The organism is Azospirillum agricola (genome assembly GCF_020005195.1).
In the GTDB taxonomy this organism is placed as follows: domain Bacteria; phylum Pseudomonadota; class Alphaproteobacteria; order Azospirillales; family Azospirillaceae; genus Azospirillum; species Azospirillum agricola.
In genome coordinates this window covers 147,769-170,305 of sequence record NZ_JAIFZR010000003.1, presented here as the reverse complement: position 1 = coordinate 170,305, position 22,537 = coordinate 147,769, and the positions used below count along the sequence as shown (strand labels likewise).

Genomic DNA, 22,537 nt, shown 5'->3' with positions numbered 1-22,537 from the left:
CTCGAACCTCCGCCGTCCCCGGCTTGGACAGATCCCGGGATTGGATAAACCTGATCACCCGGCGCATAACAGGAGCGTGGCGGCAATCCTGGAAGGGCGGAGTTTAGAAATGGTTGATACGACAGAACAGCCGGCTCCGCCACCGGTACGGCCGTCCGGTCCGGGGCTGGTGGACGCGACAGGCGTCCTGCCACCCCATGCCTACACGGACGAAGCAGTTTTCCGCGATGAAATGACGCGGATCTTCCGTCGTTCTTGGCTGTTCGTCGGTTTTACCGACGATCTCGCGGCCGAAAACGATTACATCACGGCCGAACTTGCCGGCACCTCGGTGGTCGTGCAGAATTTCGGTGGCCAACTGCGGGCCTTTCACAACATCTGTTCCCATCGCTTCTCCCGTATCCAGGACGGCTCCTGTGGCAATCGTCGGCTGCAGTGCCCCTATCACGGCTGGCTCTACAACCGTGACGGCGTACCGGTCGGGATCCCCGGCAACGAGGCGTTCTTCGGGCTGGATCGGCAGGCCCGGCAGGCCCGCGCCCTGCAACGCTTCGAGGTAGGCGTGCGCGGCCGCTTCGTTTTCGTCCGGCTGGAGTTGGGCGGTTCTGGCCTGGACGAGCATCTGGGGGCCTGCGGTGCCATGCTCGACCACGCCTCGGCCCTGTTTCCTGACCGGTTCGAGGACCGGACGGCCGTCTGGGAGGCGGACTGGAAGGTCGGGGTGGAAAGCGTGCTGGAGGTCTACCACGTCGACAGCGTCCATCCCGAAACCTTCCAGCCCTTCTTCGGCAAGGTCTGGGACATCCGGACGGAAGGGCTGCACTCATCGGGCCGTACCGTGCTGTCGCCGGCTGGGGAGCGCTACTGGGACGGCATCGTCAGGCATCTGGGATTGGTGGGCAGCGACCGGTATTCCGGCTACGAGAACCACCTGATCTTTCCCAATCTGGCGGTCGGCATCACCCATGGCGCGATGATGAGCGTGCAGACCTACGATCCGGTGGCGCCCGGCCGATGCAGCCTGCGCTTTCACCTTTTCATGGCGGCGACGCGGCGGGAGGACCGGCGGACTGGACCGGTGCGCACCCATGTCGAAGAATCTCTTCGTGTGATCAACCTGAAGGTCTTGGAAGAAGATCGGGCAATCAGCGAATCGGTGCAGCAGGGGCTGCGGCAGGCCCGCTGGCCGGCGCTGCCTGGTCGCAACGAGGAACGGATCCGGGCCTTTCACCGGGGCTGTTTCGGCAGAATTGTTGGACGGGAGGAATAGCCTGGGGATTGTTGCCACGGCCCTTGGGGCGGCACGGGTGGCAAAGTCCTTCCTCGGAGTGGCCGGTGTGTGGTGCCAGATTGGCCGAGACAGATGCCTCGTGTAATAATTTGCGCCCTTCCGCTTTTCACGGTAACTCATCGAACCGATGCGGAACGGGAAAATTGACGTTTTGGAAAGGGTTGACTGCCTACCGTTTCACCATCGGTGCTGCCGGCCTGGATTCCAGGTGCAGGAGGGAAGTCTGCTCGGACTGCATGCGGGAAAGACAATGCGGGATAGCACCGGCACTGCGCCACGGGTTGCCGTTATCGGATGTGGCTTTCGGGGAGAGGCCCTTGGACGTGTTTTCGCGGAACTGGGCGCACTCACGGCCATATGCGACGATGACGAAACCAGAGCCACCGCATTTGCCGCGCGATACGGCGCCGCTCGACTGGATTTCAGCGACCTGCTGAACGCTCCTGACATTGCCGGGATCGTCATCGCCGGACCAGCGGTTCGAAATTTTGAATTGGCTCACGCGGCGCTGGAGCATGGGAAGCATGTGTTCGTTGAGGGGGGGGGGGGCCTGGACCCCGGCGAAGCCGATCGGCTGTGTAGGGTCGCCGCGTCCAAAGGTCTGCATATTATGGTTGGCCGCCGGATGCGCCGCCACCCCGCTTTCCTGTACCTGAAGGAACTGATCCAGCGTGGGGAGTTGGGGCGGCTGACCCGCATTTATTCGAACCGGTTTGGTCATGGCGAGTCCCGTTGTGGGGAGGAGTTTCCGTACGGATTGATCTCGGACGATCTCTTCACGATCCTTTCCCTCGTTGAAGCCGAGCCGGAGCGCGTTGAGGCAACCAGCGGCCGGAATCCACGCACGGGTGTCGTCGACGCCGTCACGGCCCGACTCTGCTTTCCCCGTGGCGAGCAGGCGCATGCCTTCGTCTCATGGCCGCATCCGTTTCAGGAACAGAAGCTGGTCGTCGTTGGCGAACAGGCGACAGCCGTGTTCAATGATGGCGAGCCCTGGGACCGCAAGCTGATTCTTTACCGCCAGTGCGTCGACGGACAGGGTCTCATTCCGGCTGTGCCGGCGGAGCCGGCGGTGCTCACCCCCAACGAACCGCTCGGGCAGGAGTGTCGGTATTTTCTCGATTGCATCACCGCCGGCTCCCCACGGCGGACTGGTTGCAGCGAGGAATTGGACGTGCCGCGTGTGCTGTCCCAGGTCTGCCGGTCGCTGGGGGAAGCGATCGGAACGGCTCCTGCCTCGTCACCGTTCCCGAACGTCAGCATTCATGAAAGTGCCTATGTGGACGTCCCAGGGGAAATCGGTGAGGGAACGCGGATCTGGCACTTCAGCCACATACTGCCCGGCTCGCGCATCGGCCGGAACGTAAACATTGGGCAGAACGTCTCCATCGGCCCCGACGCGGTGATCGGAGATCACTGCAAGATCCAGAACAATGTTTCGGTCTACAAGGGGGTGGTTCTGGAGGATGGTGTCTTCTGCGGCCCATCTTGTGTCTTCACCAATGTCATCAACCCCCGCGCTGAGATCGAGCGCAAGGCGGATTTCAGGCGGACACTGGTCAAGCGCGGGGTCAGCATCGGCGCCAACGCAACCATTGTCTGCGGTCACACGTTGGGCGAATACTGCCTGATCGCCGCCGGTGCGGTGGTAACCCGCGATGTGCCGGCTTATGCCCTGATGGCCGGTGTCCCGGCCCGCCGGATCGGCTGGGTAAGCCGCCAAGGCGAGCGATTGGGCTCCGACCTGGTCTGCCCGGCTACCGGGCAGCGCTACCGGGAGATTGGCCCGGACATCCTTGAGGAAGTGCCGGAGACGTAAGGGAAGATGAACCCAGCTCCCAAGCCCCCGATCCCGATCGCCGTTCCCTGCATGGGGGAGGAGGAATGGCTCGCGTTGCGTGAGCCGATCGAAACCGGCTGGTTGACGCAAGGACCGAAAGTCGCAGCTTTCGAGCGCGCTTTTGGTGAACGGCACGGCGTCCGGTTCGCCCTCGCCTCGACCAGCTGCACGACCGCTCTGCATTTGGTGCTCGCCGCACTCGGCATCGGGCCGGGCGACGAGGTCATCGTGCCCGCCTTCACCTGGGTGTCGACGGTGAATGTCGTCCTCCTGTGCGGCGCCGTGCCGGTGTTCGCCGACGTGGATCCGCACACTTTCAACATCCGCCCGGACGAGGTCGAGCGTTGCCTGACGTCGCGCACCCGCGCCGTCATCGCCGTCCATCTGTTCGGACGGTGCGCTGAAATCGATGCCATCCGTGCGGCGCTGCCGCCGGACGTCCATCTCGTCGAGGATGCGGCATGCGCTGCCGGCGCCTCCTACCGCGGCCGCCCGGCCGGCGGGCTGGGAACCGCCGGAGTTTTCTCGTTCCATCCGCGCAAGTCGATCACCACCGGCGAGGGCGGGATGGTGACCACGAACGACCCGGTATTGGCCGAACGGGTCGCCATGCTGCGCAACCACGGCGCCTCGACGCCTGAAGAGGTTCGTCACACCGGTCCCAAGCCGTTCCTTCTGCCGGCCTTCGACGTGCTGGGCTTCAATTATCGGATGACCGATCTGCAGGGGGCGGTGGGGCTCGTCCAGTTGGGAAAACTCGACCGCTTCGTCGACGAGCGCGCCGCCGCCGCCGCCCTTTACCGCGAAGCCCTGGCTGATCTGCCGTGGCTTCGCCTGCCGGCGGAGCCCGAGGAAGGGCGGCATGCATGGCAGGCGTTCGTCGTCTCCGTCAATCCGGAAACGGCTCCCCATTCACGCAACGCGATGATGGAACTCCTGCAGGAGCAGGGCATTGCGACACGGCCGGGAACGCACGCCGTGCACATGCTGGGGCACTATCGCGACCGTTTCGGCCTGCGTCCCGACGATTTTCCCGGAGCCCGCGACTGCGATCGCCACAGCATGGCGATCCCGCTGCACAATAGGATGACGCATGATGACTACACCCACGTCATCGACACCCTGCACAGCCTCTGACCGAGCCGCCGCACCGCCGGCGTGGCTCGCTGGCGTTTTGGGCATCGCGCTGCCGGAGGAGGGCGGTCAAGCGTCGCTGGACGGGAGTGTCCTGACGGTTCATAAGGGTATTCCACGCGTACAGGCCGACGCCACGCGGGCCCAGGCGCAGACACGAGACACCTTTGGTTTCCTGTGGGGAGGCGAGGGGCGCTTCGAAAGCCCGGAGAGCCTGAAGCTGCTGGGCGACTGGTACCGGACCTTGTACGGCCCGGTCGCGGATGCCTCCTGGTGGGCGGAACACGGTGACCGGCCGCTGCTGATCGACGCGGGCTGCGGCGCCGGTCTTTCGGCGCTCGGCCTGTTCGGCGACCGGCTGCGGCGCGTGCGCTATCTTGGCGTGGACATTTCCACCGCCGTGGATGCGGCGGCCATGCGCTTCCGCGCCCAGGGACTGGAGCCGGGCTTTCTGCAATGCAGCCTGATGGACCTGCCGCTTCGCCCGGCCTCCGTCGACCTCATATATTCGCAAGGCGTGCTGCACCACACGGATTCGACCCGGGAGGCTCTGCTCGGTCTGGCGCGGCTGCTGAAGCCGGGCGGACGCTTCCTGTTCTACGTGTACCGGCGCAAGGGGCCGGTCCGTGAGTTCACCGACGACCTCATCCGCGACCGACTACAGGAGATGGCTCCGGAGGATGCCTGGGCGGCGATGATACCGCTGACCCGGCTTGGACAGGCGCTGGGGGAACTAAAGCTCGAGATCAAGGTGCCCGAGGCGATCGATCTGCTTCAGATCCCGGCTGGGCGGATCGATCTGCAGCGGCTGTTCTATTGGCATGTCTTCAAGGCGTTCTACCGGCCTGACCTAACGCTGGAGGAAATGAACCACATCAACTTCGACTGGTACGCGCCGCGTAATGCGCACCGCCAAAGCCCGCAGGAGGTCCGCGTCTGGTGCGAGGAAGCTGGCTTGATCATCGAGCGCGAACATGTCGAGGATGCTGGGATCGCCGTCATCGCGCGGAAGGTGGCTTGATCATGCCGGGCATGGAGGGAGACCGGTCGTGTGCGGCATAGCGGGGCTCCTCAATCTCGACGGGGAGCCGGCGGCGGCGGTGCTGGTGCAGCGCATGTCCGACATGCTGGCGCACCGGGGGCCGGATGGGGACGGTGTCCTGACTTGCGGCCCCTGCGGACTGGGCCATCGACGTCTTGCCATCATCGACCTTACGGCCGGTGGTCGGCAGCCGATGACGACCGCCGACGGAAGATTTACCATCACCTACAACGGCGAGCTCTACAACTTTCAGGAGTTGCGCGCCGAACTCCAGGCCGCCGGGCAGCGTTTCGTATCCCGCAGCGACACGGAAGTTGTCCTGAAGGCGATCGCCGAGTGGGGAATGGAGGCGCTTTCCCGCTTCAACGGCATGTTCGCCTTTGCCGTCTGGGACGCTGAGCGCCGTGAACTGCTGCTGGCGCGAGACCGTTTCGGAGTGAAGCCCCTTTATTGGGCCCGGACCGGCGCCACCATCCTGTTCGGTTCGGAAGTCAAGGCGCTGCTGACGCATCCAAGGTTCAGCGCCGAAATGGACCCGGCCGGTTTGGCGGAGTATCTGAGCTTCCAGAACTTTTTCACCGACCGGACGCTGTTCCGCAACGTCCGTCTGCTGCCGGCCGGCTGTATCCTGCGGATTGGCTTGGACGATGGTGAAGCCCGGCTGAACCGCTATTGGGACTACGCTTTTACCGAACCGGAGACGCCCGAGACGTCGGATGCCTATGTCGAGGAGCTGGACCGGTTGTTTTGTCAGGCGGTCGGCCGGCAGCTGGTCAGTGACGTACCGGTGTCGAGCTATCTCAGCGGCGGCATCGATTCCGGGTCGGTGACGGCGGTGGCGTCACGCTACCAACCCGAAATGCAGACCTTCACCGTCGGCTTCGATCTGCATTCGGCGTCGGGTCTTGAGCTTGGCATGGACGAGCGCGAACTGGCCGAGCACATGTCCTATCTCTTCGGAACCGAACATTATGAGATGGTGCTGAAGGCCGGCGACATGGAGCGGATCCTGCCCCGCATGACCTGGCATTTGGAAGAACCGCGGGTCGGGCAGAGCTACCCGAACTTTTATGCCGCCCAGCTTGCCAGCAAGTTCGGCAAGGTGGTGCTGGCTGGAACGGGCGGGGACGAACTGTTCGGAGGCTACCCATGGCGTTACTACCGCGCTGTCATCAATCAGAACTTTGAAGCATATGTCGATAAATACCACCAGTATTGGCAGAGGCTGGTCCCAGCCTCCCTGATGCCGTCCTTGCTCCGTCCGATATGGAGTGACGTCCGGGATCTGTCCACCCGAGATATTTTCCGAAATGTATTCGATAGTCATGCAGCTGATCTGACAAGACCTGAAGATTACATCAATCACTCATTATATCTGGAAGCGAAAACTTTCCTTCATGGACTTTTGGTGGTCGATGACAAGTTGAGCATGGCGCATGGGCTGGAAACGCGCGTGCCTTTTCTCGACAATGATCTGGTTGATTTCGCCATGCGCACGCCGGTGGGTCTGAAACTGGGCAACTTGGGCGAAGTCATCCGCCTCAACGAGAATCAGCCGGGACCGAAGACCCAGCAGTATTTCGATAAGACCCATGACGGGAAGCTTATCCTTCGCAAAGCGATGCGGCGGCATGTGCCCGACAGGGTCAGCGAAGGGCAAAAGAAGGGATTTTCCGCTCCCGACGCCACTTGGTTCCGTGGCGAAAGCATCGAGTATGTGCGACGCATGCTGCTCCACAGCCGCGCGCGTATCTATGAGTTCATAGACCGCGAAACCGTGCAGGCGTTGGTGGCCGATCATCTGGACGGCCGCGTCAACCGTCGGCTGCTCATCTGGTCCCTGCTTTCGCTCGAACAATGGTGCCGCACTTTCCTGGATGGCGGCGCCGTGACCGCAACCAGGGACGTCGCCCGTATTTTGTGAGGCAGGGAGGCATGGTGATCGGACGCATCCTTCTTTCCAGTGATCTGCAGGGAATCCTGCAAATCTTGCCGGCGCTCGACCTTGCCGGCATCGTGACGGCGGACATGCGAACGCTGCCTGACGAATTCGCCAGTCGGGCTCTGCAGACCCCGGCTCATCTCCTGCCGAGCGTAAGAATGCCATGGCCGACATCCTGATCACCGGCGGAACCGGTTTTATCGGCCGTAGGCTGATCGCGCGCCTGATCGACGAACACACTGTCTGGGTCGTGGCGCGCCGCATTCCGAGCGGTGGCGATCCGCGCGTACGCTGGATCGTCCATGACCTCGCCCGCCCGGAGGCGCCACCCGGGCTGCCGCGGCGGATCGACGCCATCGTGCATCTCGCTCAATCGCCTCACTACCGTGACTTCCCGGCGCGTGCCGCCGAGATCCATGCAGTATCGGCCGGAGCCTGCATGCACCTGCTTGACTGGGCGCAGCGGGCCGGAGCGCGGCATATGGTGGTGGCCTCCACGGGCGGTCTCTACGGCTGGTCCGAGCGCCCCTTGCGTGAAGGCGATCCCCTGCATGGAGACGAGGGACCACTCGCCTTCTATTTTGCTGCCAAACAGGCCGCCGAATCGCTCACGGCTCCCTTCGCCGGTCTGCTCGTAACGGCAGTCCTGCGTTTCTTCTTCGTCTATGGTTCGGGCCAGAACCTTGGGATGCTGATGCCGCGGCTGCGCGACGCGGTGATCGACGGTCGCCCGATCCATCTCAAAGGCGAAGCGGGCATGGCGTTCAACCCGGTTCATGTGGACGACGCAGTGCGTGCCATCCACCGTAGCCTGGACCTGACGGCCTCGCATGTCATCAACATTGCCGGACCGAACGTGCTGACCCTGCGCAAGGCTGGAGAAATGCTGGGGCGGATCCTGGACCGTGAGCCGGTCTTCGTAACGGAGTGTGGCCAAGCCGGTCGCGACATGGTTGCCGACATCGGCCTGATGACCAGGACCCTTGGCGGACCGATGGTAAGCGCGCAGGAGGGGTTGGTCGAGCTGTGCCGGGAAAGGGGAGGCGGGATGAGTGGAATTCCGACTGTCACGCGTATGGAACGGCCGACCGCCTGCGGCAAGCCTTGACGGGCCGTCACAGGTTTCCGATCGGAGAGAGTGGACAGCCTGTCCGGTGGCGAGCGTCCGCTACGTCGGTCAGCGCGCAATGCCATCCCGCCGGTGCTCGCTCAAGCTGTCGTAGAGGGCGATCAGCTGCCGGGCGACGGCCCGGTTATCGTGCAGGCGCAGGATGGATTGGCGGGCGATGGCACGCTTGTAGGCAAGTTCTTCGGGATGGTTGAAATAATATTCTATGGTATCAGCCAAATCATGGAGATTGGAGAAAATGAATCCGCTTTCTTTCAGCTCGGCACTCATCAGGTCCGGGCGAATCCATGTGATGGTCGGGACGCCACAACACAGGCTTTCGATCTGCGCATTGGCGTAATATCCCATTTTCATCTTGCCGATTGCGAGATCAGCATCCGCCAATGCCTGCAGAACCTCGCTGTGCTTGACGTTGCGCAGGAAGATGAAGTCGATGGGGTAGCCCTTGGCCTGCAAGCGGTCCACCGCTGCCTGGATGGCGGTGGTCCCCTCGATGCCCGGGTGGGTGGTGGCGTGCACGATCTTGAATCTCGAACGCTCGGGCCACAGCACACCGGACGGCGGCGGCAGGACCGCATCGACCGGTGCGAAGAATGGGAAGTGCTGGGCCTCGGGCAGGAAATCACGCATGTCCGGTGTGGTCACCAGGATGAGGTCCGCGTAACGGGCGGCGAGGTCGCGGCGCAGAGTGCTGCGGGGAAGCTTGCAGATGTGCGGACGGTAATCGCAGTCCTGGCAGATGTTGAGCACCGGATGAAGAGCGATGTTGCGGTCACGGTCGCGTGCCTCGCATCCACGGAAATGGACGACCACGTTGCGACCCAGCCTTTTCAACTCCTCCACTTCCCAGCCCAGTTCGGACGGCGTGATCATGAAATGAAAATGCACGGTCTCATAACGCGCCATGATTCGCCAGAACCAGAACCACTCGTTCAGACGCACGAAGCCCAGGCGGTGGTTGGGCGTGAAACGGAAATCCGCCCGATCCCACAGAGGAGACTCGTCGACCGCCATGTACGCGGCGTCGAAGCCCTCCTGCCGGAGGATCTGCACCGTGTAGTAGGGCACATGGACCATGTAGGATACGTGCAGCACCGAGCGTGGGCGGAAACCGCCGCCGAGAACTCTTACCAACGCACGATCCAGCAGCCGCCGGACGAGGTCACGCATGATACGGGGCCCGGTGCCGGTCAACTCCGGAGACATCCATGCTGTTGATCGATGCTTCGATCATCTTTGCCTGTATCTTTGTGCTGCGCATGGCCTTCAGGCTCTACCATGATCCCCAATTGCCGACAAAAGCTTTCGCACTGGCAGGTTACAGCGGCGACGGCATGACCCATCTGTACATGACCGAGAGCATACGCCAGCATCAAGGGCGCATTCCGGACAGCGATCACCAGTTTCTCCTGAGTGGGCCATCCGATTATCCGCTGGGATTCCATAAGCTGCACGCATGGCTGTCCCGGCGGCTTCTGGAGCGGATCGAATGGATGGTGACGCCGGCCTGGGAGGCCGCTCACGCGGCCGTCGCCTATGCGGGAGCGCATCATCTGCTGACCGATGCCGCTCTGCTGGGCGGTAAGCTGGATTCTGCGGCGGCGCGGCCGGTTGCGATGATGGCAGCGGTGGGCATGATGCTCACCCCCTACCTTATCCGTGATCCGGCGCGGTCGAGCGTCTATGGTGAGCGTGCCTTCGGCTTTCTCTGGGCCAACGCCACCCTGTATGCCGTCGTGCTTTTCGCCCATACCTTTCATCCCGGATGGCTTGCCGGAGCGGCGGTCGCCTTCACGGTCACGGCCGTAAGCAGCAAATTCGGTGTCCAGGCCGTCGTTTTCGTCTGTTTGGCGCTTGCGGCTCTGCGGATGGATCCGCTGCCGGTCCTGGCGCTGCCGGTGATCATGCTGGCGGCGGCGGTGCTGAGCCGTGGCTACGCCCTGCGGGTTCTGCGCGGGACCATCCGCCACTCCCGCCACTACCGCAACTGGATCGTTCACGTCCACGCCTTCACACGATCCTTCTCACTGAGGCAGTTCGTCGACGCGGCCCGCCTCCTCCGCCGGGGCCGGCTGCGTGACGCATGGAGGATGGCCGCTACGCATCCGGTGATGCGCATTCTGCCGGAGGTGCCATGGCTGTTGTTCCTTGCTTGGTTTCTTTCAGCGCGACCGGACTACGGTGGCAGCTCGACGGAAATGAAAGCCTGGCTGGAGATGTGGGCGTTGGCGGCAGTGCTGGTCACCACCGCAATCCTGGCCGATGCGCTGAAGTTCCTGGGAGAGGCCGAGCGTTACCTGGAATATGGCTTGTTTCCGATGGCCCTTCTGGGAGCGCTGGTCGCGTGGCAGGGTGGGATGGGGCTGGTGGTGTGGTTGACCATCGTGGTCTACAGCGTCGGCCGCCAACTCCGCACCATCCTGTCGCCGACCCTCATCTCGCTTACCACCCCTCCGGGTGCCGGTGCGCTGATCACCGCACTGAAGAGGATACCACCGACGACGTTCGTCGCCATTCCCGGCCGGCTCTGTTTTCCGGTTTGTTACGAGACCCGGCATCGTGCCTTGTGGGTTCTGGCCAATATGCCGGACGGGCACCTCTTCCAGGATTTCCAGGAGCTCATCGGTCCGGCGGGTTCCGGCATATACCCCTATCCCGCTCCGGAGCGTCTCCGCGCGAACATGGAGCGGCATGGAGTGGAGCTGCTGGTCGTCTCAAAGGCCGAACTGGCGGATGTGCGGCGAGGCTACGGAATCGATTACGACTTCACCGGCTGGCCGGTGCTGATGGACAACGCGGCCTATCGCGTCTACGGGCCGGTCCGTCCGGCCGAACCGGAGCGTGACGGCCCGGACTTTCAGAAGGAAAGGGCCTTCTCCGCCACCACGATCAATCCGCCGCGATAGTCCTTCCGGTCGAAGAGCGACAGCAGAGACAGCAGGAAGGTCAGCCCCCGCGACTGGGCATAGGCCGAGGAGCGGCTGGGGTCGAGATGATGTTGGAATTGCTGCCACGCCATCCAGTTGCCGGCAACGGCGCGGGGGGCGTAGCTGACCGACCGTGCGGTGAAGCCATGCTGTCTCAGCAGAGCCACGACCTCATCTTCCTGGAAGAAATGGCGCTGAGCGGTGCCGAACTTTTCCTGCAGCGCCGCGCAATACGCCTCATAGCTCTTCGGCATCCGGTTGGGATACTGTCGGGCAAGCCTTTCCAGGCGTGGCGAACGCACCCGATAAGCCTCTTCGATCACCAGCGGGCCGGTGCCGTTCGGAACGACGAGGCGTCCGCCAGGTTTCAAAACACGGGCGACCTCCTTCAGGAAATCACCCGGATCGGGAAGCATCGGCAGCACCTCCGAGGCGAGCACGCGATCGAAATAGTCATCGGCAAAGGGAAGCCGTTCGCCGGTCGTTTGCAGATAACGCAACCGGTCCGCCAGCGGCAGTGGAATGCGGAAACCACGCAGCGCCGGATTGACGTCCACGCCGATGGCCTCGGTCGTGAGCTTGGCCAGTTCGACCGTCATGAATCCCGCACCGCACCCAAGGTCGAGGACCCGGTCAGACGGCTGTGCATCAAGAGCTCGCATGATGGCGGGCGCCTGGAGACGCTTGAAAAGATTCGGATGACCGAACAGGCGCCCCACAGCGTCCCGGTAGGGAATTCCACAAGGGCGGTAGCCAAAGCTCATGAAGCCAGGCTTGCGCGAAGGATTGATGTTAAGGGGCATTGGTCCGCTCCGCGAATCAGCGGTCAGAACAGGAACCAGCCGGCGAGCACGGCGATCACCGCCGCCACCGTGCCGACCACCATCAGATTTTTAATCAATACGGCCTGATCGATTAACGACATGGCATAGGGATAGCCGTTGTAAACATTGACCATGCCCTTGCCGGCGAGTTGCTCGGCCATCTCGTTGACGTACATGCTGGCGATGACGACGACGGATTGTGCCGGTCGGCTGTCGATGAATTCATCGAACCGGTGCACGGGCAAACCGTCCAACGTTCCCGACTTGTAGCTGTCGATGAAGCCCAGCACGGTAAGTCCCGGAACCTTGCCCAGGGCTTTCCGGACATGCTGCCCGGCGGCGCCCGAGCCAAAGATGAAGAGGGGCGTGTTCTTAGGAAGATCGCTGGTATGACGTAGTGTAAGCATTTGCAATCCTTGCCCTCTTTCCGAACGATCCGGGCCGGCGCAACATCGCCGGTTGAAATCGCTGGGACGATACCGGCACCAGCCGATGCATTCAAGCGACAGTCAATATTTGGACTGCCCTAGGTTAAGAGAATGTTGATTGGCTCTTTGGAACGGAGTGCAAGTGGAGATGTACACTTCGGAGCCACAGGCATGTCTTGATCGAAATTCTGTCGCGAGACGCTGGATTGCATTCGCCGATTGTGACCGATGGCCGTGGATCAGCCGGCTCATTGCCGAAAGATTCTGAAATGGAATGGATCAGCATGCTAGGCATGTTCCTGGGCAGCGTTCAAGGCTGAACGGGAAGAGAATGCTGCAGCGCAAAACGGGTGGTAATCTCCCACCATACCCCGTGGGGGCGCCGTACGGATATCGAACACCGTTTCAATCGATGGGCGGGCATCTTCCAGGCCGAACCCCTGCCCATCAAGGATGTTCTCGTAAGTAACGGTATGAAGATCGGTGAAGCCTTCGCTGAACTCCAACTCTTCACCATCGATCGTGATCGACCGGAACGTCCGTTTCCCGGCGGCTAGAATCTCGGCTGGAAGATGGGTGGCGTTGATCGACAGGAACCAGCGCACTCTGGCTTTCGCGAATTCAAGATAGCCAGCGGCCGCGTCGGGTTCATGAAGATGCATGATGGAGCTTTGCCGAGGGCCGAAGACCCACTCAAGCATGTCAAAGAAATGCACCCCGATATTGGTAGCGATGCCGCCGGATTTCTCGATCCTGCCCTTCCAGCTCGCTTGGTACCAGCGTCCGCGCGAGGTCAGGTAGGTAAGGTCGATATCATGTATCTTGTCCTTCGGAGAGGCCGCGACCTTTGCCCGCAACGCCTGGATGGCGGCATGATGGCGAAGCTGGAGGACGCTGTAGATGCGTCGGCCCGACTCCCGTTCGATATCGGCCAGGGCGTCGACGTTCCAGGGGTTCAGGACCAGCGGTTTCTCGCAGATGGCATCGGCGCCGACACGCAGGGCGAAACGTATGTGGGCATCGTGTAGGTAGTTCGGCGAGCAGATCGAGACATACCGGACCGGTTCACCCTTCCGGCGCTGTTTGTCGACGTGACGATCGAAGCGCTCGAATTCGGTGAAGAAATGAGCGTCCGGAAAATAGCTGTCGAGTATGCCCACGCTGTCCTTCGGATCGAGAGCGGCTATCAGATCGTTGCCTGTGTCCCTGATCGCTTTCATGTGACGCGGTGCGATGTAACCAGCGGCGCCGATCAGTGCAAATGGCTTCATTTCCAGACGTTCCCTCGGCTTCGACCACGGTGCGGCGTGGGTTGTGGCAGGCTGCGATGGACAGCCCCGTCAACCTCTCTCACGAAGATGATGAAGGCAAGAGCTTGGTTGTATCGTCAGGTCGGCTTCACTCTTCCAATAATCCGATCCTGGTCGCATTCCGTGTCCGGCCTCCAGAATTCATCAAGTCCAGTCGATCGTTCTGCCGCGCCCGTGCTGAAGGACGTGGCCAAGCGGACATCCGGATTGATCCGTTCCGGTGCAACTTCTATCATCGTCATCGATCGCGATGGGCTGCGTCGATGAACTGGAGGGTGTCTTGTCTACTGGAATCGGTTCGGGCCGGGCTGTGGCCGGCGCAACGCAGCCGACGCCGGCAGCCATCGACGGGTGGCGCAACCGCATTCGGGTGGAAACTTTCGCAGGCTATCATTACGGCATGGGTTGCGCACTGCTGGGTGAGGGCAGCGAATCACAGGCCCACGAGGCTTTCCGGCGTGCACTCGACATCCGGCCCGACTATCCGGAGGCGAGCCACCAGTTCGCCGAAGCCCTGCAACGCATCGGCCGGAATGCCGAGGCAGACCAGATCCGACGCGCGGCGGCGGCCTTGGATCCCGATTACGAATGGAAGGCAAGCTGGCGCATATCCCTGGAGCTCTTCCGCAACAGCCGGCCTGAAGAGGCGCTGTCCTGGATGGAGGAGCTGTTGTCCCGGCGGTCGGATTGCCCCGGAGCTCACGCGTTCGTTGGGCTGATCCATCTGTCGAGTGGCGAGGTGGAGCGGGCGCAGGAGGCGCTGGGCCGTTCTGCCGGAGTCACGGGAGAACTGGCGGAGGAATTGGCGCAGGAGTATTTCCGCATCGGCAAAGTGATGTTCGGCGAGGGACGGTCGGAGGCCGCCTTGGTCAGCCTCATCCAGGCCGCGGGGCTGTCGCCGGATTTTGCGCCGACCCAGTTCATGCTCGGCTGCGCATACCGTGGGATCCGGCAGGATCTGGCGTCGCTCGGTCCCTTGCGGCGGGCCATCGCCCTTGATCCGCAAATGACTGAAGCCATGATGGAGATGGGCATTTGCCTCATCGCCATTGGCCGGATCGCCTCCGGCGCTGAGCAACTGGGATGGGTTGCCAACCTCGTCCCGGATCGTGATTCCGCTTGGCTTAATCTGGCGCACGCGCGACAGCGGCAGGGCCGGGACGCCGAAGCCCTCGAACTGCATCATCACGCTATTTCCCTTGGGCCGCAAAATGCACGCAATCATGCCGGATTGGCGTTTACGCTGGAGGAGTTGGGGCGGATCGACGAGGCCGTGGCCACCTACAATGCGGCGTTGAAGCTTGATCCTTCCATCACCTGGGCGCGGAATCAGCTGGAAGCGCTGATTGCATCCAGAGGCGGGAAAACCGCTGCCTGAGTGCATGACCAGAAGGTGGGGAAATGGCTGGCGAATTAACCCGATGAAAGCGCTTGGTTCGTATGATTGGGAAAATATTCCACTGAAGCGTTCGCATCATTTCATGGCCATGCATAGCGGCCGGTGTGACGAATAGAGGAGAGGACACATGCTGCGCAGAAGTCCGTCTAAGCGTGTGCTGCTCTTTCAGGTTTATCCTGTCTGGCGGGGCGTCCAATCGGACATGCGGTTGCCGGTGGGGATGCTTTACCTCGCAGGTTCGCTGAAGCGCGCTGGTTATGACGTCAGCGTCTTCCATGTTCAGGACGAGCATGTGGACGAGATGTTGTCCAGCCTGGATCTTCATGACATCCTGTTCGTCGGTGTCTGCTCGGTCCTTACCGGATTCTCATTGCGATCTGCCATTGCTTTTTCAAGAAAAGTAAAGGCGATCAAATCCACGCTACCGATCGTCTGGGGAGGCGTTCAGCCCACGGCCATTTCCGAAGTCTGTCTGCGGGAGGAATTTGTTGACGCTGTAGGCATGGGGGATGGGGAGGACGTGATCGTCGAAATCGCCCATATGCTCAACGGCGATATGGAGCCGAAAGATGTAAAGAGCTTAGCGTTTAGAGACGAAAATGGAAAGATAATTGTCAACCCGCGGCGAGATATCACAAAAGAGCTTGATGAATATGAGCCGGATTTTTCATTAATTGATCTTAACAGATATATATTTGATGGGAGAATTACCGGTCTTTTGATGACGTCCCGTGGATGTCCGTTTGCTTGCACATTTTGTTATAATGATTATTTTAGTAAGCGTCGCTGGCGGAAGCACAGCGCTGATTTCGTGGTCAACACAGTGCAAGCTCTACGTCAAAAATACTATTTTCATACGATTTCTGTTTCTGATGATCTATTCATTGTGGATCGGAAGCGGGCCATTGACATTATCGAGCGACTGCACGCCATAGGGATCCGGGTATTTGGTGTGGACGTGAAAACGAATTTCATGGGTGAAGAAGAGATCAAGGCGTTGGCTCGCGCCGAGGTGGAATCCGTCTTTTTCGGGTTGGAAACATTGCAGCCGCGCTTGTTGGCCAACATGAAAAAGGAGCAAACCAATGAAGATGTAGTTGTCATGCTTCAACGTTTTGCCCGCCTTGCACCCAAGGTAATGTTGCAGACTGGTATACTTATGGCGCTTCCGTACGAGCGCCCCAGTGAAATCAGGTCGGATATTCGCGCCGGCCTCGATCTATACCGGCACAATCCAAATCTGTCGGTATATTTTGGAACTCTGTTCCCATTGCCTGGAACGGCGATGATGGATGCTGCTCGTCTAAACGGCTTTGACCCTAAGACCGTCTACGATTACGCCGACATCGACCTGAACACCGCCTGGGATCTCTGCGGTCAATGGACCTTGTTCGAGCCGACCCGGCGCGACCGGGAAATTTTGCGTCTCACAGAGAAATACTCGCAGCTTGCTGGTATCCCAATGATGATTAACAACATTGTGGTAGCGACGACAAAGGACCGCCTATGTGTCCTGTTGTTCCGGCTTCTCTTCGCAGTAGCGGTGGTCCGGCTCCGCCATGGCCTGTTCTTCCTGCATGCTTTCGATTTCAAGGCTTATGACGGTATCTGGAAACTGTATCAATGGCATCCGAAGCTCTATTTCAAGAGTTTTTGGAAGTCGGTGAAGCCAAAAAGCACGCCTCCTTCCGATCTTAGCGCGAGTCCCCAATCGCCGTGAGGATCGAGATCGCCGCAGATCGTTATGGTTCCCCCGCTGCCGCATCGCCGACGATGCGGGCCGGGGAGCCCCATGCCTTCTTGCCAGCCGGGATTGAGCTGTTGACGAAAGACATGGCGCCGATGACCACGCAATCGCCAATGACGCTTCCCATGGCAATGACACTGTTCGGACCGATATAGACTCCGTTGCCGATCGTCGTGCTTTGGATTTCCGGCGGGTAGGCGCCTTGCGTCAGGCTCCATCTCACGGTGTTATGGGTGTAGATCTGCACACCGGCCGAGATGGAACAATGATCGCCGATCTCCAGCCGTCCGCCGGAGCCGTCCAGAATGACATTCGGGCCGATCCAGCTGTGCCGGCCGACCTTCACGTCACCCAGTATGAGAACATTGTCGTAGCAGGACGTGCCTTCACCGAAGCCGTATTCTCGGGCGTTTTCCCATCGGTCGGTCACCAGGTCGCCGAAGGAGACGCGGCGCATGAAACGCGCCATCTTTTCCGCCTGCATCGCCTTTTGGAGCAGCCTGAGTTTTTCCAGCATTGATGGACCTAGCCGTTCAACATGGCACGGTATCGTGCCGCCTGATCGTGGAAAGACTGCTGCCACAATTCCAGGGACAGTAAGCCCCAGATTTTCCGCGAAAAGCGGCCGGTGCGCGCCATCCCGTCGACGATGTGGTCCACGTTGACGAACGGACGGTTGCGTGCCTGCTCACTGCGAAACAGGTCACCGATCCAGTCGCGCAATTCGCCCGAGAACCACTCGGCCAGCGGCACGGGGAACCCCATCTTGTCCCGGCGCTCGACGATCGGGACCGGCAGGACGTCCTGGAAGGTGGTCTTCAGCAGGTGTTTCATGCGACCATCGGTGAACTTCACATCGGCGGGCACGGTGGCGGCGAATTCGACCAACCGGTGATCGAGCAGCGGCACCCGGCTTTCCAGCCCATGCGCCATGCTCATGCGATCCTCGACGTGCAGCAGCGCCGGGATCAGGCACTTCAGGTCAAAATGAGTCATGCTGTCGAGATAGGCTTCCTTGCGCACATTGCGTTGATTGTTGAAGATCTCGCGGAAGGCTGTGATCACGCGTTCGCGATCGAGTTCGTGCCACCGGATCTCGCCCGACATGTCCTTGGCTTGGTCGATCAGCCGGAAGTAGCGGTCGTCGAGTCCACCAAACAGACCTTCACGCCAGAACTCCTGAAGCAGAGGCTTGTACTCGCGCAAGACACCCAAGTTTGGAATGATGGATTCAGCCGTGACGACAAAATTACCGTTCCGGTAGGTTCCATCGATGGCGGCACGAAAGCATTGCTCGAAATAGGCTATAAGATAACGCGCATATCCACCGAAGATTTCATCGCCGCCCTGCCCTCCGAGCACAACCTTGACATGCCGTGCCGCCAGTGCCGACAACATGTATTGGGGAAACGCACCTGGCCCAGCCACCGGATAGTCGAGATGGTACATGACGGCACTGATAGAGTCGCGGAAATCGGCAGCGGTGATATCGGTCTCATGCAGCTTTCCCCCGGCCGCGCCGACTACCGTGCGGGCATGGTGGCTCTCGTCATAGCCCGGATACGCGCCGAACCGGCCGTGGAAGCCATTGATCGCCCCACCGGAACGCCGGTCGCTCAGCAGATAGACGAGACTGGAATCGATACCGCCCGACACATGGGCACCGATCGGCGCATCGCTGCGCAGATGCAACTCCAGTGATTCATCAATCAATTCCGCAAGGCGCCTCTGGAAATATTGCGGACTGTGGTCAAAATCAATTTGATAAGATATATCCCAATATCTCTGGGTAATTACCCGTCCGTTTTCGACCAATAGATAATGACCTGGCAACAGCTGGTGCACGCCATGGAATAATGTGTGTTCCCCAATGGTGTATTGAAATGTCAGGTACTCTGCCAGGGCTCCGCTGTCAGTCTCTATGCTGGCTAAAAAAGGGAGAAGAGCTTTGGCTTCGCTGGCAAAGATAAAAAAATCACCAACGGTGGCGTAGTAGAATGGCTTGATGCCGAAGCGGTCCCGCGCACAGAACAGCCGCTGCCGGGGTTCATCCCACAGGGCGAAGGCGAACATTCCCCGCAGTTCCGCCAATGCATCAAGGCCGTACCGATCATGGGCAGCAAGGAGAACCTCGGTATCGGATTGGCTTTGAAAGTTCCAGACAGGTTCCAGGGTGCGGCGAATCTCACGATAGTTGTATATCTCGCCGTTGTAGGTCAGGGCATTGCCCTGAGAGGAGATCATCGGCTGCATTCCAGCGTCCGTCAGGTCGATGATCTTGAGCCGGCGATGGGCAAGGCCGACATGCTTTTGTGGGCTTGTCCAAGTACCTGCGCCATCCGGTCCACGGTGGGCCACCAGCCGGTTCATGACGTCCAGCATTCGTTCCAGCCCGGGAACGGGTTCTCCCCTCAGGTTGACGATACCGGCAATCCCACACATCAATGGAACCTTTCAAGAACCCCACCGAACCGGCAGGCCCCTCCGCTCCGTATGGGCCATGCCTTGATCGCGACGATAGCTCCTGTTAATTAATGAAAAGATATTACAGTGTTCCTTTGGGGAGCCTGTTTCAGCAAAGCGAAACCCCGCAGCATTCCCCGGGAGAGCACGATCTTGATGTCCGGCCTGGCAGACCCTGCCTATCTCATCGAAAATCATCGTTTTCCCAAGGTCTTTGCAACAGGGAAGCTGTTGAGCGTCATCTACCCTTATTATCGCAAGCGCGACGTGCTGTTGCGTTCACTTGAACATCTGCGGCGACAGCGCCTCGATGGATGCCGAAGCGATCAGATCGAGGTGATCGTCGTTGACGATGGTTCCCCTGACGATGGAATCGCTTCAGTCTTGCCGGAGGAGGTGGTCTACCTGTACCAGCGCAAGAACGGTTTTGGAGCCGCACGGGCCCGCAACACGGGCGCCAAATTGGCAAATGGACGTTATCTCGTCTTTCTTGATCCCGACATCCTGGTGGAGCCAGGCTACACCGATGCGGTGCTGCGCGGTTTCTGCACCCATGGTGATCGAATGGTGCAGTGTGGTTATGTTGACAGTTACTATTTCGAAGGCAGCCCGGATCCGCGTCTCCAGTACGGTGTCTGGGAAGCCCCAAACCGGCCAACCGATCGTTTTTATCAGGTGATCAGTGGCAATATGGCCGTTTCCCAGGAGCTCTTCATGGAGGTGGGAGGGTTCGACGAGGATCTTGTCTACGGCGAGTTGGAGGACACCCTGTTCGGCTATCAGGTCGGCCTGCGCTCGGGCACTGCGGTCTTCTTCAATACGGACATGCGGGCTGTCCATGTTCCCCATCCGCCGGGATTGGCCCATGCGAACGGTGCGATGACGCGTGAGATCATTCGGCGCAAATGGCCTGCCTTTCATGCCGATTTCATTGAGCGCGCCACGCGATGACGGGGACGGCACCGGTATGCGCTGAAGACCTGCTGCGCCGTTTCGAAGCCTACGACCCTTACGGTTCGTCTCCGATAAGCAGCTTCTGGCCACCGCGTGTACGGCCGCGGCGCTGGAACGGCGACCGTCGCGACGCAACCGCGGATGCCATCCATTATGACCGTGCGGAGACCGCCGCACTCATAAATCTGCTGGCGGGTCGTGGCCGCCCGCGACGGCGTGTGCTGATCTCGGACTTCTACAGCGGTCTCAGTTGCCGGCTGTGGGGAGAGCTCTTCGAGACCGTGGAGGCCATCAGTCTGCGTCCTTTTCCCGAGCCGGTACTGCAGGACGGACGTTTCCGAATCCATTTCGGTCTGATCGGCGATCTGCCGTTTCTCTATCGTGCGTTGTCCGACATGCGTCCACTCGACGTTGTCATCATCGATGGCACCGTGCGCTACGATCTTGTGATGACTTTGTATTATACAGTCCGCCGGATCGTCGCTGATGGCGGTTTGATCGTCTTTCTGCACACCTGCGTGACGGAGCCAGGCAATCACACGCGACGTTTCGTGGAAGGGTTGCGGCAGGGAAGCATTGACGGGCTGAGCCACACCATCAACGATCTTGCTTTTGCCGGCACCGGCGGACTGGGCGTGGCCTTTGAGGAGATCGGCCGATGACATTGGCTGCAGAGCCGGCTGGCGGGGCCTTCGCCAAGCATCCCCGGTTTTTGGAACTGACGTCCCTCCGGCGTCGGGATCCCGATGCCGTCGCCCAAACCGTCATCGCTGCGGCACTGCGGCAGCCGGAGACCCTTCTGCCGCTGGCCCGCCTGTGCGCCGCACTGGATGGGCGCGGCATGCCTCCGCCGTTCGACGACCCGGCCTGGAATGCTGGACCGGAACCGGAGAGGACGGTTTCCGGAAAAAAGGAAACATCCCGGCGTTCGGTGGTCTTTCTGGGAAACAGCTACTACAACTTCCTGTATCTGGCTGCGGCGTTGCGGCGCCGGGGATGGGACGCGCTCTCGGTCAATCTTGAAGACGATACGGACAACGGGCTTCTGTTCCATGGCGAAGACCTGAATCTGCGCCTTCCCGATGGCCGCGAATTCCTGCGCAACCTGCGAAGCTTCTACGATGTGGCGGCGCGCCGATTTCGCATGATTCATCTGTACGGGAAAGGGCGCTTGGCATTCTTTCCCGAGAATTCCGGCGTGATGGGGGTGCCCTGGGATCTGCTGGCCCTCAAGGCGCGTGGTTTGCGCATCGGTTACAGCACCTATGGCTGCCAGGATTCCGTGTCGCAATCGAGCTTCGACCGGTGGAGTGGCGGACATTGCTGCAGCGTCTGCGTATCGCGGGACCAGCTGGCCGTCTGTTCCGACGCCGGTAACCTTGCCTGGGGGCGCCGGGTCCAGGCGCTCTGCGATCTCATCAGCATCGAGATCGACGCCATGCTCGATTTCAAGGCCGGCCCCCAGGTTTATCGTGAGCCGTTGACCTGCGCCCTCGACCCGGAACTGTGGCGTCCCGACCTGCCCATCCCTGACCATTTCCGCCGGCTGAAGGATCCGGACGAGGTGATCATCTACCACGCGGTAGGCGATTACGACCTGCGCACCCGGGATGGCCGCAACCTTAAAGGCACGCATGCCATCGTCAATGCGGTCGAAGCCTTGCAGCGCAAGGGGCTGAAGGTCCGTCTCGATTTTGTGAAGGGCGTGCCCAGCCGGGAAATCCGGTTTGCGCAGGCGCAGGCCGATATTGTTGTCGACCAGATTCTCTATGGCCGGCACGGAGCGAACGGGCGTGAGGCGATGATGCTTGGCAAACCCACGGTTGTCCACATGAATGCATCCGAGGACCGTCCGGACGGCATGTCGGATTATGTCCGCAACTGCCCGACCGTCCAGGCCGACGCGTCGACCCTGGAGACGGTGCTGGAAGATTTGGTGCGCGCACCGGAGAAGCGGCGGAAACTTGGAGCCGCCAGCCGCGACTACGCGCTGAAATGGTGGTCCGCCGACGCTTGCGCCGAACGGTACGAGACTGTCTACGACCGCATCATGGCCGGTCAAGCGCCGAGCGAGCGTGCCGGGCCATAGTCCTGCTTCGCCTGTGAT

The 22,537-nt window shown here is 60.8% G+C and carries 19 protein-coding genes; 13 read left to right on the top strand and 6 right to left on the bottom strand.

Annotated features, from left to right (window positions below; translation table 11 throughout):
* The first annotated feature begins 109 nt into the window (after positions 1–109).
* The 7 genes from JN22_RS08800 to JN22_RS08765 all read left to right on the top strand — a co-directional run bounded on the left by JN22_RS08800 (position 110) and on the right by JN22_RS08765 (position 8,357).
* A complete protein-coding gene (locus tag JN22_RS08800; protein ID WP_085553596.1) occupies positions 110–1,270 on the top strand; it encodes an aromatic ring-hydroxylating oxygenase subunit alpha in 1,161 nt (386 codons plus the stop codon).
* 271 nt (positions 1,271–1,541) lie between these two features.
* Positions 1,542–3,110 carry a Gfo/Idh/MocA family oxidoreductase gene (locus tag JN22_RS35195; RefSeq protein ID WP_085553595.1) on the top strand — a complete coding sequence of 523 codons (1,569 nt, stop codon included), beginning with the start codon at positions 1,542–1,544 and terminating at the stop codon, positions 3,108–3,110.
* 6 nt (positions 3,111–3,116) lie between these two features.
* Positions 3,117–4,268 carry a DegT/DnrJ/EryC1/StrS family aminotransferase gene (locus tag JN22_RS08785; protein ID WP_085553594.1) on the top strand — a complete coding sequence of 384 codons (1,152 nt, stop codon included), beginning with the start codon at positions 3,117–3,119 and terminating at the stop codon, positions 4,266–4,268.
* A gap of 37 nt (positions 4,269–4,305) precedes the next feature.
* The gene (locus JN22_RS08780) at positions 4,306–5,286 is read left to right on the top strand and encodes a class I SAM-dependent methyltransferase (protein WP_211099614.1); all 981 of its coding nucleotides are present in this window, start codon (positions 4,306–4,308) and stop codon (positions 5,284–5,286) included.
* Positions 5,287–5,314: 28 nt separating this feature from the next.
* A complete protein-coding gene (gene asnB / locus JN22_RS08775) occupies positions 5,315–7,231 on the top strand; it encodes an asparagine synthase (glutamine-hydrolyzing) (RefSeq protein WP_085553592.1) in 1,917 nt (638 codons plus the stop codon).
* Between the two features lie 11 nt (positions 7,232–7,242).
* Positions 7,243–7,428, top strand: a complete 186-nt coding sequence (locus JN22_RS08770; RefSeq protein WP_143268242.1) for a hypothetical protein — start codon at positions 7,243–7,245, stop codon at positions 7,426–7,428.
* A complete protein-coding gene (locus JN22_RS08765) occupies positions 7,413–8,357 on the top strand; it encodes an NAD-dependent epimerase/dehydratase family protein (protein WP_085553591.1) in 945 nt (314 codons plus the stop codon). Before JN22_RS08770 ends, JN22_RS08765 begins: the two co-directional genes overlap by 16 nt.
* Before the next feature lie 69 nt (positions 8,358–8,426).
* Here JN22_RS08765 and JN22_RS08760 read toward each other — a convergent pair whose 3' ends face one another.
* A complete protein-coding gene (locus JN22_RS08760; RefSeq protein ID WP_179166094.1) occupies positions 8,427–9,548 on the bottom strand; it encodes a glycosyltransferase in 1,122 nt (373 codons plus the stop codon).
* Between the two features lie 38 nt (positions 9,549–9,586).
* Between JN22_RS08760 and JN22_RS08755 the strand changes: the two genes are divergently transcribed.
* Positions 9,587–11,284, top strand: coding sequence for a hypothetical protein (locus JN22_RS08755; RefSeq protein ID WP_085553589.1), 1,698 nt, complete (start codon positions 9,587–9,589; stop codon positions 11,282–11,284).
* Here the strand turns inward: JN22_RS08755 and JN22_RS08750 are convergent.
* From JN22_RS08750 to JN22_RS08740, 3 genes are all read right to left on the bottom strand, one after another.
* Positions 11,236–12,108, bottom strand: a complete 873-nt coding sequence (locus tag JN22_RS08750; protein ID WP_085553588.1) for a class I SAM-dependent methyltransferase — start codon at positions 12,106–12,108, stop codon at positions 11,236–11,238. The genes JN22_RS08755 and JN22_RS08750 overlap by 49 nt on opposite strands.
* Positions 12,109–12,131: 23 nt before the next feature.
* Positions 12,132–12,536, bottom strand: a complete 405-nt coding sequence (locus tag JN22_RS08745; protein ID WP_143268240.1) for a hypothetical protein — start codon at positions 12,534–12,536, stop codon at positions 12,132–12,134.
* Between the two features lie 308 nt (positions 12,537–12,844).
* Positions 12,845–13,828, bottom strand: a complete 984-nt coding sequence (locus JN22_RS08740) for a Gfo/Idh/MocA family protein (protein ID WP_085553586.1) — start codon at positions 13,826–13,828, stop codon at positions 12,845–12,847.
* A 319-nt stretch (positions 13,829–14,147) separates the two neighbouring features.
* On the opposite strand from JN22_RS08740, the gene JN22_RS08735 reads away from it, so the two are divergent.
* Complete coding sequence (locus JN22_RS08735) at positions 14,148–15,245, top strand: tetratricopeptide repeat protein (RefSeq protein ID WP_211099613.1); 1,098 nt, start codon at positions 14,148–14,150, stop codon at positions 15,243–15,245.
* Between the two features lie 148 nt (positions 15,246–15,393).
* Positions 15,394–16,986 (top strand): B12-binding domain-containing radical SAM protein, encoded by a 1,593-nt coding sequence (locus JN22_RS08730; RefSeq protein WP_085553584.1) that lies wholly within the window; start codon positions 15,394–15,396, stop codon positions 16,984–16,986.
* Positions 16,987–17,008: 22 nt separating this feature from the next.
* Here the strand turns inward: JN22_RS08730 and JN22_RS08725 are convergent, their stop codons facing one another.
* Together JN22_RS08725 and asnB (JN22_RS08720) are read right to left on the bottom strand one after the other, a co-directional pair.
* Positions 17,009–17,530, bottom strand: coding sequence for an acyltransferase (locus JN22_RS08725; protein WP_085553583.1), 522 nt, complete (start codon positions 17,528–17,530; stop codon positions 17,009–17,011).
* Positions 17,531–17,538: 8 nt separating this feature from the next.
* On the bottom strand, positions 17,539–19,455 hold the full coding sequence (gene asnB / locus JN22_RS08720) for an asparagine synthase (glutamine-hydrolyzing) (protein ID WP_085553582.1): 1,917 nt from the start codon (positions 19,453–19,455) through the stop codon (positions 17,539–17,541).
* 177 nt (positions 19,456–19,632) lie between these two features.
* On the opposite strand from asnB (JN22_RS08720), the gene JN22_RS08715 reads away from it, so the two are divergent.
* Genes JN22_RS08715 through JN22_RS08705 form a run of 3 tightly spaced genes read left to right on the top strand, consistent with a single transcriptional unit; the run spans position 19,633 to position 22,519 of the window.
* On the top strand, positions 19,633–20,427 hold the full coding sequence (locus JN22_RS08715; protein WP_085553581.1) for a glycosyltransferase family 2 protein: 795 nt from the start codon (positions 19,633–19,635) through the stop codon (positions 20,425–20,427).
* Positions 20,424–21,092 (top strand): class I SAM-dependent methyltransferase, encoded by a 669-nt coding sequence (locus JN22_RS08710; RefSeq protein ID WP_143268238.1) that lies wholly within the window; start codon positions 20,424–20,426, stop codon positions 21,090–21,092. Before JN22_RS08715 ends, JN22_RS08710 begins: the two co-directional genes overlap by 4 nt.
* Entirely contained in the window at positions 21,089–22,519 is a 1,431-nt protein-coding gene (locus JN22_RS08705) for a glycosyltransferase (RefSeq protein ID WP_143268237.1), read from the top strand. Before JN22_RS08710 ends, JN22_RS08705 begins: the two co-directional genes overlap by 4 nt.
* Positions 22,520–22,537 lie beyond the last annotated feature (18 nt).

Coding starts and splice junctions, on each gene's coding strand:
- JN22_RS08800 (WP_085553596.1), top strand. CDS start 110: ATGGTTGATACGACAGAACAGCCGGCTCCGCCACCGGTACGGCCGTCC.
- JN22_RS35195 (WP_085553595.1), top strand. CDS start 1,542: ATGCGGGATAGCACCGGCACTGCGCCACGGGTTGCCGTTATCGGATGT.
- JN22_RS08785 (WP_085553594.1), top strand. CDS start 3,117: ATGAACCCAGCTCCCAAGCCCCCGATCCCGATCGCCGTTCCCTGCATG.
- JN22_RS08770 (WP_143268242.1), top strand. CDS start 7,243: ATGGTGATCGGACGCATCCTTCTTTCCAGTGATCTGCAGGGAATCCTG.
- JN22_RS08765 (WP_085553591.1), top strand. CDS start 7,413: ATGGCCGACATCCTGATCACCGGCGGAACCGGTTTTATCGGCCGTAGG.
- JN22_RS08760 (WP_179166094.1), bottom strand. CDS start 9,548: ATGCGTGACCTCGTCCGGCGGCTGCTGGATCGTGCGTTGGTAAGAGTT.
- JN22_RS08755 (WP_085553589.1), top strand. CDS start 9,587: ATGCTGTTGATCGATGCTTCGATCATCTTTGCCTGTATCTTTGTGCTG.
- JN22_RS08750 (WP_085553588.1), bottom strand. CDS start 12,108: ATGCCCCTTAACATCAATCCTTCGCGCAAGCCTGGCTTCATGAGCTTT.
- JN22_RS08745 (WP_143268240.1), bottom strand. CDS start 12,536: ATGCTTACACTACGTCATACCAGCGATCTTCCTAAGAACACGCCCCTC.
- JN22_RS08740 (WP_085553586.1), bottom strand. CDS start 13,828: ATGAAGCCATTTGCACTGATCGGCGCCGCTGGTTACATCGCACCGCGT.
- JN22_RS08730 (WP_085553584.1), top strand. CDS start 15,394: ATGCTGCGCAGAAGTCCGTCTAAGCGTGTGCTGCTCTTTCAGGTTTAT.
- JN22_RS08725 (WP_085553583.1), bottom strand. CDS start 17,530: ATGCTGGAAAAACTCAGGCTGCTCCAAAAGGCGATGCAGGCGGAAAAG.
- asnB (WP_085553582.1), bottom strand. CDS start 19,455: ATGTGTGGGATTGCCGGTATCGTCAACCTGAGGGGAGAACCCGTTCCC.
- JN22_RS08715 (WP_085553581.1), top strand. CDS start 19,633: ATGTCCGGCCTGGCAGACCCTGCCTATCTCATCGAAAATCATCGTTTT.
- JN22_RS08710 (WP_143268238.1), top strand. CDS start 20,424: ATGACGGGGACGGCACCGGTATGCGCTGAAGACCTGCTGCGCCGTTTC.
- JN22_RS08705 (WP_143268237.1), top strand. CDS start 21,089: ATGACATTGGCTGCAGAGCCGGCTGGCGGGGCCTTCGCCAAGCATCCC.